The 14,418-nt window shown below is 62.6% G+C and carries 13 protein-coding genes; 8 read left to right on the top strand and 5 right to left on the bottom strand.

What is annotated here, in order from left to right:
- Positions 1-14 precede the first annotated feature (14 nt).
- From B0G81_RS36380 to B0G81_RS36355, 6 genes are all read left to right on the top strand, one after another.
- Positions 15-1,496, top strand: coding sequence for an NCS1 family nucleobase:cation symporter-1 (locus B0G81_RS36380; protein ID WP_134142399.1), 1,482 nt, complete (start codon positions 15-17; stop codon positions 1,494-1,496).
- A 26-nt stretch (positions 1,497-1,522) separates the two neighbouring features.
- Positions 1,523-2,389, top strand: a complete 867-nt coding sequence (locus B0G81_RS36375; RefSeq protein WP_134142397.1) for an aspartate/glutamate racemase family protein — start codon at positions 1,523-1,525, stop codon at positions 2,387-2,389.
- Between the two features lie 237 nt (positions 2,390-2,626).
- Complete coding sequence (puuE, locus tag B0G81_RS36370) at positions 2,627-3,577, top strand: allantoinase PuuE (protein ID WP_134142395.1); 951 nt, start codon at positions 2,627-2,629, stop codon at positions 3,575-3,577.
- Entirely contained in the window at positions 3,574-4,095 is a 522-nt protein-coding gene (gene uraD / locus B0G81_RS36365; protein WP_106285572.1) for a 2-oxo-4-hydroxy-4-carboxy-5-ureidoimidazoline decarboxylase, read from the top strand. Before puuE ends, uraD begins: the two co-directional genes overlap by 4 nt.
- Before the next feature lie 72 nt (positions 4,096-4,167).
- A complete protein-coding gene (gene alc, locus B0G81_RS36360; protein ID WP_134142393.1) occupies positions 4,168-5,181 on the top strand; it encodes an allantoicase in 1,014 nt (337 codons plus the stop codon).
- Positions 5,178-5,690 (top strand): ureidoglycolate lyase, encoded by a 513-nt coding sequence (locus B0G81_RS36355; protein ID WP_106285573.1) that lies wholly within the window; start codon positions 5,178-5,180, stop codon positions 5,688-5,690. The genes alc and B0G81_RS36355 overlap by 4 nt, the downstream gene beginning before the upstream one ends.
- Before the next feature lie 122 nt (positions 5,691-5,812).
- On the opposite strand, the gene B0G81_RS36350 is transcribed toward B0G81_RS36355, so the two are convergent.
- The 4 genes from B0G81_RS36350 to uraH form a co-directional block, all read right to left on the bottom strand.
- Positions 5,813-7,162 carry a type II toxin-antitoxin system HipA family toxin gene (locus tag B0G81_RS36350; RefSeq protein ID WP_134142391.1) on the bottom strand — a complete coding sequence of 450 codons (1,350 nt, stop codon included), beginning with the start codon at positions 7,160-7,162 and terminating at the stop codon, positions 5,813-5,815.
- Positions 7,159-7,425 (bottom strand): helix-turn-helix transcriptional regulator, encoded by a 267-nt coding sequence (locus B0G81_RS36345; RefSeq protein WP_116117198.1) that lies wholly within the window; start codon positions 7,423-7,425, stop codon positions 7,159-7,161. Before B0G81_RS36345 ends, B0G81_RS36350 begins: the two co-directional genes overlap by 4 nt.
- Before the next feature lie 268 nt (positions 7,426-7,693).
- Complete coding sequence (locus B0G81_RS36340) at positions 7,694-8,887, bottom strand: urate hydroxylase PuuD (RefSeq protein ID WP_116141855.1); 1,194 nt, start codon at positions 8,885-8,887, stop codon at positions 7,694-7,696.
- Positions 8,888-9,235: 348 nt separating this feature from the next.
- The gene (gene uraH, locus B0G81_RS36335) at positions 9,236-9,589 is read right to left on the bottom strand and encodes a hydroxyisourate hydrolase (protein WP_012433320.1); all 354 of its coding nucleotides are present in this window, start codon (positions 9,587-9,589) and stop codon (positions 9,236-9,238) included.
- Positions 9,590-10,126: 537 nt separating this feature from the next.
- Between uraH and B0G81_RS36330 the strand changes: the two genes are divergently transcribed.
- Complete coding sequence (locus tag B0G81_RS36330) at positions 10,127-11,515, top strand: 8-oxoguanine deaminase (RefSeq protein ID WP_134142388.1); 1,389 nt, start codon at positions 10,127-10,129, stop codon at positions 11,513-11,515.
- A gap of 53 nt (positions 11,516-11,568) precedes the next feature.
- On the opposite strand, the gene B0G81_RS36325 is transcribed toward B0G81_RS36330, so the two are convergent.
- A complete protein-coding gene (locus tag B0G81_RS36325) occupies positions 11,569-12,501 on the bottom strand; it encodes a LysR substrate-binding domain-containing protein (RefSeq protein WP_074764203.1) in 933 nt (310 codons plus the stop codon).
- A gap of 251 nt (positions 12,502-12,752) precedes the next feature.
- Here B0G81_RS36325 and B0G81_RS36320 point away from each other — a divergent pair, with 251 nt between their 5' ends.
- Entirely contained in the window at positions 12,753-14,354 is a 1,602-nt protein-coding gene (locus B0G81_RS36320; RefSeq protein ID WP_134142386.1) for an ABC transporter ATP-binding protein, read from the top strand.
- Positions 14,355-14,418 lie beyond the last annotated feature (64 nt).

Raw genomic sequence — 14,418 nt, 5'->3', positions numbered from 1 at the left:
TCCAAGGAGGAATCATGGCTCAGTTCAGTGCAGCGCCCGGCAATCCCGCAATTTCCCCTTACGCAGACGACGGCGCGCCCAGCGAACCGTCGATGCCCGCAGGCTACAGCGACCGCCTCTACAACGAGGATCTCGCGCCGTTACGGCATCAAACCTGGGGCGCCTACAACATCTTCGCGTTCTGGATGTCGGACGTGCACAGCGTCGGCGGCTACGTGTTCGCGGGCAGTCTGTTCGCGCTCGGCCTGACGAGCTGGCAGGTGCTGATCGCGCTGCTGGTCGGCATTACGATCGTCAACCTGTTGTGCAACCTGATCGCCAAGCCGAGCCAGGCGAACGGCGTGCCGTATCCGGTGGCGTGCCGCGCGACCTTCGGCGTGCTCGGCGCGAATATTCCCGCAGTGATTCGCGGCCTGATCGCGGTTGCGTGGTATGGCATTCAGACCTATCTGGCCTCGAGCGCGCTGGTGATCGTCGTGTTGAAGTTCGTTCCGCAGTTGCTGCCTTACGCCGATGTTCATCATCATGGCTTCATGGGACTCTCGACGCTCGGCTGGACCGGTTTCATGCTGCTGTGGGTGTTGCAGGCACTGGTGTTCTGGCACGGCATGGAGACCATCAAGAAGTTCATCGACTTCGCCGGTCCCGCCGTCTACGTGGTGATGTTCATTCTCGCGGGCTACATGGTGTATCGCGCGGGATGGCGCAACATCGGCATCAACCTGGGCGGTGTCAAATATCACGGCATGCAGGTCGTGCCGGTGATGATCACGGCGATCTCGCTGGTGGTGTCGTATTTCTCCGGACCGATGCTGAATTTTGGCGACTTCTCGCGCTACGGCAAGAGCTTTCGCAGCGTGCAGCGCGGCAACTTCTGGGGGCTGCCGGTCAACTTCCTGGCCTTCTCGCTGGTGACGGTGATCACGACCGCGGCCACGCTGCCGGTGTTCGGCGAACTGATCACGGACCCGGTCGAAACCGTGGGCCGTATCGACTATCCGACTGCGGTGATTCTCGGCGCGCTGACCTTCACGATCGCGACTATCGGCATCAACATCGTCGCCAACTTCGTCTCGCCCGCTTTCGACTTTTCCAACGTGGCGCCGCGCCTGATTAGCTGGCGCATGGGCGGTATGCTCGCAGCGGTCGCGTCGATCTTCATCACCCCGTGGAATCTGTTCAACAACCCGGCCGTGATCCACTACACGCTCGACGTCCTCGGCAGTTTCATCGGACCTTTGTACGGCGTACTGATCGTTGACTACTATCTGGTGAAGCGTCAGAAGATCGTCCTCGACGATCTGTACACGGTCGCGCCCACCGGTTCGTACTGGTATCGCAACGGCGTCAACTACCGGGCTGTCGCCGCGCTGCTGCCGGCTGCCGTGATCGCGGTGGCCTGCGTGATGGTGCCCGCGCTCGACGGCATGGCGAATTTCTCGTGGTTTATCGGCGCAGGCCTCGCTGCGTTGTTCTATCGTGTTCTTGCACGCTGAATTTTGCGGAAGCAACAGGAGTCGATATGCGTATCAAACTGATCAACCCGAACACGACCCAACGCATGACGGAAGCCATGGGCCGCTGCGCGCGCGACGTCGCCGCGCCGGGCACCGAAGTCATCGCGGTGAATCCGACCATGGGGCCGCCGTCGATCGAAGGGTATTACGACGAAGCGCTCGCCACGCCGGGCTTGCTGGCCGAAGTCGCCGCCGGAGAGCGTGAAGGCTGCGACGGCTACGTGATCGCCTGCTTCGGCGACCCCGGTCTGTACGCCGCGCGTGAACTGGCGCGCGGCCCGGTGGTCGGCATTGCCGAGGCGGCGATGCATGCGGCCAGCGTGCTGGCGCCCGGCTTCTCGGTGGTGACCACACTGGCGCGCACGTGCGGCATGGCGTGGCACCTCGCCGAGCGTTACGGCATGAAGCGGTTTTGCCGCAACGTGCGCGCCACCGACGTCGCCGTGCTCGACCTCGACAAGCCAGGCTCGGCGGCGCGCCGCATCATCCTCGACGAATGCCGGCGTGCGCTCGCGGAAGACGGTTCGGACGCGATCGTGCTCGGCTGCGCGGGTATGGCCGAACTGTGCGCGGAGATCGAAGACGCGCTCGGCGCACCGGTGATCGAGGGCGTGACGGCAGCGGTGAAGTGGACCGAGGCGCTGATCGCGCTGCGTCTATCGACGGCCAAACGTGGCGATTACGCGCGGCCGCTGGCCAAGCGCTACGACGGCGCGCTGGCGTCCTTCAGCCCCACCGACGCCGACCCGAATCCGCTCGCCCCGCGCGGCTCTACCGTCATTTCCGCCGCAAAGTCGCCGGAAAATGGGGGAACGGCCGATTTATTGCGGGTAAACACTACAGAGCCGGGGCCGCACATACATTCAGTCTGACACGCACTATCTGCCCGGGTGTATGGGCGCACCCGGGTGTTTTCGCTACACTGGTCCAACTCGGCGCGGGCTGCCTGAAAGGCTTTTTTCTGCTGCTTTCGGTACTGCTTCTGATGTTTTTCAACCCGCGCCGGCGTGAGTCGTTTGCACTCAGCGCGCGAGTCCGCGCAACCTCATGTGCATGCCACGTGAGTTCCACGCGAATTTTACGTACCGTCACCACGCATTCGTCAAACCATGCCACTCGACCCGAACTACCCACGCGATCTGATCGGCTACGGCCGCCACCCGGTGCAGGCAAACTGGCCGGGTCGAGCGCGTGTCGCAGTGCAATTCGTCCTGAATTACGAAGAGGGCGGTGAAAACTGCGTGCTGCACGGCGATCCGGGCTCGGAGCAGTTTCTGTCGGAAATCGTCGGCGCCGCCTCTTTTCCGGCACGTCATATGAGCATGGAATCGATCTACGAATACGGTTCGCGCGCGGGCGTCTGGCGTATCCTGCGCGAATTCGAAAAGCGCAAGCTGCCGCTCACGGTGTTCGGCGTCGGCATGGCGATCGAACGGCATCCGGAATTGGCGCGCGCCTTCGTCGAACTCGGGCATGAGATTGCCTGCCACGGGTATCGCTGGATTCACTATCAGGACATGGCGCCGGAGAAAGAAGCGGAACACATGCGCCTCGGCATGGAAGCGATCGAGCGCGTGACGGGCGAGCGTCCGCTCGGCTGGTACACCGGGCGCGACAGTCCCAATACGCGGCGCCTGGTCGCTGAATATGGCGGTTTCCTGTACGACTCGGATTACTACGGCGACGATCTGCCGTTCTGGATGGACGTCGATGTGACTGGCGGCGCGAAAGTGCCGCAACTGATCGTACCGTACACGCTCGACACCAACGACATGCGCTTTGCGAGCCCGCAAGGCTTCAACACCGCGGACCACTTCTTCACCTACCTGCGCGACGCCTTCGACGTGCTCTACGAAGAAGGCGACGAAGCACCGAAGATGCTTTCGATCGGCATGCACTGCCGTCTGCTCGGGCGCCCTGGGCGTTTCCGCGCGCTGCAACGTTTCCTCGACCATATCGAACAGCACGATCGCGTGTGGGTCACGCGGCGCGTCGATATCGCGCGCCACTGGCGCGATCATCATCCTTATCAACAAAACGACCGCGGGGCTGCGGCATGAAGGCGATGCAATACACTCTGGATCAACTCAACAGCATCTCGACCGACGCGTTCGTGGCCGCGCTGTCGGGCATTTTCGAGCACTCGCCGTGGGTCGCGGAAATCGCCGCGCAGCAACGGCCTTTCGCCAGCATCGACGAGGTGCATCGCAAGATGTCGAATATCGTCGAGACGGCGGGCGAAGAGAAGCAACTGGCGTTGATCAACGCCCACCCGGAGCTCGCCGGCAAGGCCGCGGTGCGCGGTGAACTGACCGCCGAATCCACGCGTGAGCAGAGCGGCGCCGGCCTCGCGCAATGCACGCAGGAAGAGTTCGACAGGCTGCTCGCGCTGAACGCGGCGTATCGCGAGAAATTCGGTTTTCCGTTCATCCTTGCCGTGCGCGGGTATGACCGTCACGGCATCATCGCGAACTTCGAGGCGCGCGTGAACAACAGCCGCGCCGACGAACTGCGCGCGAGCCTCGATCAGATCTATCGCATCGCACGTTTCCGGCTCGACGACCTGATCGACGCGTAAGGTTTTGCCGCGCGTCGCTGGATTCGAACCGAAACGTTTTTTGAGCACTGACCAACACTAAGGAAGACTAAGATGGCACTCCCGATTCTCGACCCCAACGCACCGGAATACACGCGCCGCTATGTGAATCTGGCGGACCCGCGCCTGGGCGCGCAGGCGCTCGAGGCCAGCGACGATTTCTTCGCACCGAAGGAACGCATGCTGAATCCGGAGCCGGCCGTCTTCATTCCGGGCAAGTACGACGACAACGGCAAGTGGATGGACGGCTGGGAAACGCGCCGCAAGCGCGCCAACGGCTACGACTGGTGCGTGGTGAAATTGGCGCGTCCGGGCGTGATCAAGGGCCTCGATCTCGACACCAGTCACTTCACGGGCAACTTCCCGCCGGCGGCGTCGGTGGAAGCCGCGCGCGTGGTGGATGGCGCGCCTAACCAGTCGACGCAATGGACCGAAATCGTGCCGTCGACCACCTTGCAAGGCAATAGTCACCACTACCACGAAGTCAGCGACGCGAATGCGTACACGCACCTGCGCGTGAACATCTATCCGGACGGCGGCATCGCGCGTCTGCGTGTGTATGGTCAACCGCAAGTCGATTGGGCCGGCGCGAGCCGCACGGAGCAGTTCGATCTGGCGGCGATGGAAAACGGCGCATATCTCGTCGCGGCGAACAACCAGCATTTCGGCGCAGCGTCGACAATTTTGATGCCGGGCCGTGGCGTGAACATGGGCGACGGCTGGGAAACGCGCCGCCGTCGCGAACCGGGCAACGACTGGGCGATCGTCGCCCTGGCGCAGCCGGGCGTGATCAAAAAGATCGAAGTCGATACGGCGCACTTCAAGGGCAACTTTCCGGACCGCTGCTCGATTCAGGCCGCGTATGTCACGGGCGGCACGGACAGCTCGCTGATCACGCAGGCCATGTTCTGGCCGGTGCTGCTCGGCGAACAGAAACTGAAGATGGACAACCAGCACTATTTCGAAAGCGAAATCGCGGCACTGGGTCCGGTGACGCACGTGCGCTTTAACATCATTCCGGACGGCGGCGTGTCGCGTCTGCGTTTGTGGGGCACACTCGCATCATGAAAACGCTCGCGATCGAACCGTTGACGAAGGAAGCGTTCGCCGCGTTTGGCGACGTGATCGAACTCGAAGGCGCGAAGCAGATCCCGATCAACCTCGGTACGACGATCCGCTTTCACGATCTCGCGAAAGTGGACGTCGCCGACGAGAACGGCCGCACGCTCGTCAACCTGTTTCGCGGACAGCCGCGCACGCTGCCGTTCGAAGTGAAGATGCTCGAACGGCATCCGCTTGGCAGCCAGGCATTCGTGCCGCTGAACGACAAGCCGTATCTGGTGGTTGTGGCGCCGGCGGGCGAGTTGGACGCGTCGAAGATTCGCGCGTTCGTGACGAGCGGCTGGCAGGGCGTGAACTATGCGAAGGGCGTGTGGCACCATCCGCTGATCGCGTTGGGCGACGTGAGCGACTTTATCGTTGTCGATCGTGGCGGGGACGGACTCAACCTCAATGAGCAGGATCTCGCCGAGTCGCTGTGGCTCACGGAAGATGCGTTGAGCGCGGTGGCGGTTTGAGTTTGATCGCTTTCATGTAGCACTCAGGTCGACTTGAAAGAACCCGCAGCATCACCGATGCTGCGGGTTCTTTGTTTTGGCTGCGAATCATAAAGGCGCAGCGCGACCCCGTCGTTGCGCCTCTAGCCACGCTTGCCAAGAAGCGGCGAGCGTCCAATCACCTCTCGCGCGCGTTCCGCCGGCTCCGGCATGGAAAAACCTGCGGCTTCGATCGCCGGTTTGAGTCCTTTGAATTGCAGACTCTTCTTCGGTAAGCGCAAGGACGCCATGCCGTCGTCCCAGGCGTGAAGCATGTGCTTCGCGACGGTGTGCCATTGCGGTTCGTTGCGCGCCGCTTCGATCAACTCCTGACCGACGGCGACGGCCGAATCGCACAACGCCTCGACCATCTGCGCGTATTGCCGCGGCGCGATGCCCATGCGCGTGTTGAAGAAGCGCTCCAGCGTTTTGCCGGCTGCCCAGGTTTTGCGGCCGTCGATCGGCAAGCCCGGAGGATTCGCCGCGAAACGCGGGTACGCCTGCGTCGTGACGATGTCGTAGACGGGCGTGAACGCGACATCGTCGACCGATGTATAGAACAACGCCACGTTCTTCGTATGGCAATCCGCGTTGCGTACGACGTAGTTCGTCAACATATGCCAGCCGAGATGCTCCAGCTGCTCGCGCATGGTGTCGCGATCGAGCAGATAGGCGCGCGCGGCGTTGAGCATTTTCTCACTGGTCGAGTTATATTTTTCGTGCGGCGGCAAACCAAGGAGACCGCACAGGTCCTCGACGCCATAGGCCGGCTTTCCCTGTGCGTCGACGTCGAAGCGTTCGACGATCAGCGCCCGGCCATCGTCCGACATCTTCGTGCGCGCGACCGGCGCGACGCTGAGCCGCTCCAGTACGCGCATGGAATAGAACTCGTTGAAGCCGAGAAACGGCGTGCTGTCGTCCGAGCCTTTGATGATGTGGCGGCTTGTCCGGATGGTGGGTTTGCCGAGCGGCATTGACGTGAATGGCTGCGAGGCATCGTCCTGTGGCGCGATGAACTTGGGCACGGCGCCCGAGATGGCCGCCCGCGCATACTCGCGCACGAGTCGTGCGAAATGTTCGGCCGTGTTGTCGCCGTGCAAAATGTCCTGCACGTCGAGCGCTCGCAGTTCCGTTCCGGGCGCGACGCCTTCCGGCGTCACGGTGACACGGCCGATCCCCATCGCGCCGACCACCGCGACCAGCGACAGGTCGGTGCCGTCGAGCAACGGTCCGAACTGCTCGCGAATCAGATTCAGCAGATAACCCTCCGGCAGGTTTTGCCGGAAAAACGGATGCAGATCGCGCGGCCAGCGCCAGGGTTCTTCACGCACCGGCATGGTCAGGCTGACGAAATCCGCCGTGCTCGCGTCGCGGTTGTATTTGAGGACGTAGTCGTCGCGCTCGCGAAATAGCGTGGCGACGTTTTTGCCCAATACCTGGACGTCGAGCCTCATTGGTTGGCGTCCGGATTGCGTTGTTCAGCGAGGATGTCTTCGAGCGTGCGCCCGTGGCCATGCGCGACGAACTTGAGGTCGTAGCCTGCCGCTTCGAGCAGGCGCACGAGCACGGACACGCTCATATCGTTTTTGGCGAGCGTTTCCATACGCGCGACGGTGGTGCGCGCGACGCCCGCCCGGCGCGCCAACTCCTCTTGCGACAGATGGCTTTCGTGGCGAACCGCCTTCAGCATGTCAGATACATCGGCGAGATTGGTCATTTGTAGCCTCGGGGCGTCAATTTCGGCGAATTGATGGCTTATTGTAGCCCATCGAGCACAACGAGGTCTTTGGAATTTGTGCCTCATGGGCTACATTTCAATCGAATTCTAGGAAAATTGTAGCCCATAGGCTACAATTTGACCACGCCAGCCTTGGAGACGCCAACACCAGTGCGGCCAAAGAAAAGCGGGCTTCCCGCTAGCGCGAAAAGCCCGCTTCATATTGCTTCATCCGTCGCCATGCCGGGCGGGATACCCGGCTCGACTATCACTTCACTGCGCCACCCTGGAACCAGGCGGCGATCTTCATCCGCTCGTCGTCGGTCATGTGCGTCACGTTGCCGAGCGGCATGGCCTTCAGCGTCACGGCTTGCTGGTAAATCCGCTGCGCGTTCTGCGAGATTTCATCCGGCGTATCCAGCAGCACGCCGGCGGGGGCGCTGCCCATCATCGTCGGATGCGCGGAGTGACAGGCCACGCAGCGCTGTTGCAGCACCGGTGCGATGTCAGCCACTTTGATCGTCGGCGCGTTGGCCGCTTGCGCTTGCGGCACCATCGGCTTCGGCATGGTCCAGAAGAGGGCGCCGAACATCAGGGCAATGCCCGCCAGCGGCAAATACCACAACACCTGGCCACGGTGACGCATCACGAAGAACTGACGGATCAGCGCGCCGGCGAGCATGATGACAAGCAGCACGGCCCAATTGTACGGATGCGTGTAGGTCATCGCGTAGTGGTTCGACAGCATCGCGAACACCACCGGCAGCGTGAAATACGTGTTGTGCACCGAGCGCTGCTTGCCGCGCTTGCCATAAATCGGGTTCGGTGTCTCGCCTTTGAGCATGGCGTCGACCATCTTGCGCTGGCCCGGAATGATTACGAAGAACACGTTGGCCGACATGATCGTGGCCAGCATCGCGCCCATGATCAGGTAAGCCGCGCGGCCTGCAAAGATATGACACGCGAGCCACGCCGCGATCAGCACATACACGCCGACGCAGATGCCGAGCACCTTGTCCTTGTTGCCGAGAATGCGGCACAACGAGTCGTATACGATCCAGCCGGCGGCGAGGAAGCCGAGCGCCGAGGCGACGGCGACCACCGGTCCCATATCCAGCACGTTCTTGTCGATCAGGTAAGTGCTCGGCGAGAACAGATACAGCACGGTGAAGAGACCGAAGCCCGACAACCACGTGGTGTACGACGGCCACTTCGACCAGTGCAGATCGTCCGGCATTTCCGGCGGCGCGACCGTGTACTTCTGCATGTTGTAGAAGCCGCCGCCGTGCACGTGCCACAGTTCGCCGAACACGCCGCGCCTGCGCTGGTTCGGGTCCGTCGGCGGTTTCAGGCTGTTGTCGAGCGCAACGAAATAAAATGATTCGCCGATCCATGCAATCGCGGCGATGACGTGAAACCAGCGAATCGCCAGATTCAACCAGTCTGTGATAAAGCCTTCCATGAAACTCCTCCACTTCTGATTCGTTGTACTCGCAGCGACGTCATGTGCCTTTTGAAACCCGGCTGACGGGTCGTTGGCAGGGCAGCACGTCGCTGCGCAGACTGCGGGGTGAAGACGCGATGCGCTCAGTTCGCACAGCGCCGTTTTTTATTGGCTCGTCCGGCTGGCCGGGGTCGGGTCGAAGTGGGTCGACTCGCGTGCGTTCGATTGCGTTTCGCGGGTGCTCGCCCGTGTGTCCCTGTATGTCCCTGAGCATCTGCGCAATGCAATCGAGCGCGATGGTCCTGCTGCGCGAACTCGACCTCGCTTCGTCCAACCTCTTTCCAACACTTCGCGGCAGGTGTCTCCTTAGCTGCCGCGATAGGTGCTATACGACCACGGCGACACGAGCAGCGGCACGTGATAGTGCGCGCCGGCATCGGCCACGCCGAAGCGCAACACGACGCGATCGACGAAGCGTGGCTCCGGCACCTTCGTGCCGATCGACGCGAAGTAGTCGCCTGCGCCGAACACGAGTTCGTATTCGCCCGCGACTAGCGCATCGCCTTCGAGCAGCGGCTGGTCGCAACGGCCGTCGTCATTGGTGGTGGTGGTTTTGAGCGCGCGGCGCGTGTCGCCCGAGAGCGCGAAGAGTTCGACCTTGATGCCCGCGCCGGGACGGCCGTTGGCGGTGTCGAGCACATGGGTAGTGAGCTTTCCCATTCGCAATTTTCCTTATGTGAATGCGAGGTTTCGGCGGCAGCCCGATCCAGATACGTTTGCGGCGGATCGAGGCTCCACGTCAGTGGCTACATACCCGTCGGCGAATTGAAGCGAGCGCCGTGACAGCCATTGTAAAAAGGTTGTTCCGTCCAGCGCGCGCGAGATAGGAAAGATAATAGCTGGCGCATGACGGACAGCCTGTTGAAAGCCGCAACGACCCGATTCCTTCGACTATTACAGCGCATTTGCCTTACCGGCGGATCGTACCGGCGCCAAAAAAGGCCCACTATATCGGCAGCGTGAAGTTGGGTATCGCATTGGCGTGAGTTGTCAGCATTATTTTGGCCGTCGAAGGTTACGTCCGTGCATTGCGGCAAACACGAATCGAAGACGATTCAGCCGCGACGCACCCCGAAGACGGCGGAAACACGCTGGGTAACCGGGCCAACGGCGTTCGACGGGACGCGGCGGCGCGGTGGCGTGCCGTCACATCGCGTTCGAACGGCTTTGCACGGAAGCAATGAAGCGGAGAAACGAATGACGATGGAACAAGCGGCTAACAAGCCTAAGAAGACGATGTTGGTGAAGCACGCGGATGTGCTGGTCACGATGGACGGCGCCCGGCGCGAACTGCGCGACGGCGGCATGTTTATCGAGGACAACCGCATCGTCGCGGTTGGACCGACGGCGGAATTGCCGCAAACGGCCGACGAAGTGCTGGATATGCGCGGGCATCTGGTGATTCCGGGCCTCGTCAACACGCACCACCACATGTATCAGAGCCTGACGCGGGCGATTCCCGCCGCGCAGAACGCCGAACTGTTCGGCTGGCTGACGAGCCTCTACAAGGTGTGGGCGAACCTCACGCCGGAGATGATCGAAGTCTCGACACTGACGGCAATGGCGGAGTTGCTGCTGTCCGGCTGCACGACGTCGAGCGACCATTTGTATATCTATCCGAACGGCAGCCGGCTCGACGACAGCATCGGCGCGGCGCGCCGGATCGGTATGCGTTTTCACGCGGCACGCGGCAGCATGAGCGTCGGGCAGAAAGACGGCGGCTTGCCGCCGGATTCAGTGGTCGAGCGTGAAGCGGACATCCTGAAGGACACCCAGCGGCTGATCGAGACGTATCACGACGAAGGACGTTACGCGATGCTGCGTGTGGTGGTCGCGCCATGCTCGCCATTCTCGGTGAGCCGCGATCTGATGCGTGAATCCGCGGTGATGGCGCGGCAGTATGGCGTGTCGATGCATACGCACCTGGCGGAAAACGTCAACGACATCGCGTACAGCCGCGAGAAGTTCGGCATGACGCCGGCGGAGTACGCGGAAGACCTCGGCTGGGTTGGCCACGATGCGTGGCATGCGCACTGCGTGCAACTCGACGACGCCGGCATCGACCTGTTCGCGCGCACCGGCACCGGCGTCGCACATTGCCCGTGTTCGAACATGCGGCTCGCGTCGGGTATCGCGCCGGTGAAGCGCATGCGTCTGGCGGGCGTGCCGGTGGGCTTGGGCGTCGACGGATCGGCGTCGAACGACGGCGCGCAGATGATTGCCGAAGTGCGTCAGGCTTTGTTGCTGCAACGAGTCGGTTTCGGACCGGATGCGATGACCGCACGCGAGGCGCTGGAAATTGCGACGCTAGGCGGCGCGAAGGTGCTCAATCGCGACGATATCGGTGCGCTGGCGCCAGGCATGGCGGCGGATTTCGTGTCGTTCGATCTGCGTCAGCCGCTTTTCGCGGGCGCGTTGCACGACCCGGTCGCGGCACTCGTCTTCTGCGCACCGTCGCAAGTGAGCTACAGCGTGATCGGCGGCAAGGTCGTCGTGAAAGAAGGGCAGTTGACGACGCTGGAGCTCGGGCCGGTCATCGAGCAGCACAACCGGTTGGCGAAGACGCTTTACGAAGCTGCGGCGTAAAAGAAGGAACGGGTTATCGGCGCCGCCGATAACCCGTAAAGCAAAGCAAAAACTCAAGGCTTGTCGATCAACGTCTTGGTCGCCTCGGCGACCAGGCTGCGCAGCCAGCGCACTTCATCGGAGTAATGCACGCGCTCGTGCCACAGCTGGTAGTACTGCATCGGCGGGAAATCGAGCGGTGCGGGCACGACCGTGAGCGGCAGGAACTTGGCGTAGTAATCGGCAAAGAGGCGCGTCGTCGTGAAGATCAGATCGGACTTGATCAGCACGTACGGCGCCAGATTGAAGTACGGCAGCGTCACGACCACATGGCGCTTGAGCCGCTCGCGCGCGAGATGCACGTCGATCGCGCCGCGCTGGCCCACCGAATAAGGAGTAGGCGCGAGATGCGGCGCATTCAGGTACTGGTCGAGTGTGAGACCGCCGCGTTTGGCGAACGGATGCGTGTTGCTCATCAGGCAGACGATCTGATCGACAAACAGGTTCGACAGATGCAACTGTTCCGGCGGCTCCGGCCAGTTGCCGACCACGATGTCGAGCTTGCCATCCTCGAGCGCGAGTTCGTAGTCGAAAGCCGGCCCCAGCGAGTGAAACTCGAGCGTCGCGTTCGGCGCGGCCTGACGAAAGCGTTCGACCACCGTCGGCACGAACAAGACGTTCAGGTAGTCCGGGCAGCCGATCCGGTAGCAACGGATCGAAGTGGCCGGATCGAAGTTGTGTTGCTGGAACTTGATGCGTTCGATCTCGCGCAGCGCGTTCTGCACCGGTTCGAGCAGGCGCAGGCCGTATTCCGTGGGCACCATGCCGGACTTGCCGCGCACCAGCAGCGGGTCGCCGGTGATGTCGCGCAAACGGCGCAGCGCCGCGCTGATGGCGGGTTGCGATTGATTCAGTTTGACGGCCGCGCGCGTGACGCTGCGTTCCATCAACAGGGTATGCAAGACGCGTAACAGGTACGTATCGATCGCCTCGCGTTGCTGACTCATGACTTCTCCGAAATATATGTTCTGGCTGATCGAGTGGGCGTGGGTGTATATGACTTTTAATATGAACGTAAAGCCGCGTCAAGAGTGGGATACCCGCAGAGCTCGCTGCGACGCGGGTTTGCGGGGAATTTTGGCGGCTCGACTGACTGGGTCGAATTAGGTATTGTCATCCGGTTGTGGTGACGGATCGCCTGCCGGCAAGGTGGACGGACGCGCTGTAACCGGCAGTCACTGACGTACTACGGAATCACATGAGCGACTCTTCTTATAGCGACGGCGCCGCCGCGCAGCCGGCAGACAGGCCGGAACAGGCGGCGCCCCGGTTGGTGCTTCAGGGCATCACCAAACAATATCCGGCCGTGCGAGCCAACGACGACGTCACGTTGATCGTCGCGCCGGGAGAAATCCATGCGGTGCTCGGCGAGAATGGCGCCGGCAAAAGCACGCTGATGAAAATCATCTACGGCGCGGTGCGGCCCGACGCCGGCGAGATTCGCTGGGAAGGCCAGACGGTCGAGATCGCCAATCCGGCGGCGGCGCGCAAGTTGGGCATCGGCATGGTGTTCCAGCACTTTTCGCTGTTCGAGACGCTCACGGTCGGCGAAAACATCGCGCTTGCGCTCGACGAACCCTTCGATCTGAAGACGCTTTCGAGGCGCATCCGCGAAGTCTCCGCCGACTACGGGCTCGATATCGATCCGCAGCGCCATGTGCATAGTCTGACGGTGGGCGAGCGGCAACGCGTGGAGATCGTGCGTTGTCTGCTGCAGAATCCGCGTTTGCTGATCATGGACGAGCCGACTTCGGTGCTGACGCCGCAAGCGGTCCGCAAGCTGTTCGAGACGCTGCGGCGGCTCGCTGCCGAAGGCTGCAGCATCCTCTATATCAGCCACAAGCTCGACGAAATCCAGGAGCTGTGCGACACCGCGACGGTGATGCGCGGCGGCCGCGTGACCGGCCACGTGAAGCCGAAGGGCGAGACGCACGCGTCGCTCGCGCAATTGATGGTCGGCCATTCGCTGCCCGATTACACGCGGCGCGAACACAATCCGGGCGCCGTGCTGCTCGACGTGAAGCAGCTCTCGGTGGAAAGCGACGACCCGTTCGGCACCTCGTTGCGCGACGTGTCGTTCGGCGTGCATGCGGGCGAAATCTTCGGCATCGCGGGCGTCTCGGGTAACGGCCAGGCGGAACTCCTGTCGGCGCTGTCGGGCGAAAAACGCGGCGTGCGCGCCGACGCGGTCACCATTTGCGGCAAGGCGGCCGGGCGCCTCGGCGCAGGTGGCCGGCGGGCGCTCGGCTTTGGCTTCGTGCCGGAAGAGCGCCTCGGGCGCGGGGCGGTGCCGGCCATGACGCTGTCGGAAAACGCGCTGCTCACCGCGCATCGTCAGCAGATGGTGAACTCGGGCTGGATCAAGGCCGGCGCGATGCGCGCATTCGCGAAGCGCTGCATCGACGCTTTCGACGTGCGCTGCGGCGGCTCCGAAGCGCTCGCGCAAAGTCTGTCGGGCGGCAATCTGCAGAAATACATCATGGGCCGCGAGATTCTGCAGGCGCCGAAGGTGCTGGTCGTCGCGCAACCCACGTGGGGCGTGGACGTCGGCGCGGCGTCCTTTATTCGCCAGCAGTTGCTCGATCTGTCGGCGCGCGGCGTGGCGATTCTGGTGATCTCGGAGGAGTTGGAAGAGTTGTTCGACATCTGCGATCGGATCGCGGTGCTCGCAGGCGGCAGACTCTCGCCGGTGCGCGCCACCGGGGCGACCAACGCCGAGGAAATCGGCCGCTGGATGGCGGGCCTGTTTGGCGACCGCGAGGGCGCGGCGCCTTCGGCGGAACAGCCGGCGCATGCCTGAGCCGGCGTCTGTCTCGCGAATACGCGTGACGTCGCCCGGCATCATCAGAACCATATAAATCACA

The organism is Paraburkholderia sp. BL6665CI2N2 (assembly GCF_004366535.1).
Classification (GTDB): domain Bacteria; phylum Pseudomonadota; class Gammaproteobacteria; order Burkholderiales; family Burkholderiaceae; genus Paraburkholderia.
This window is presented reverse-complemented; position numbering and strand designations above follow the sequence as displayed.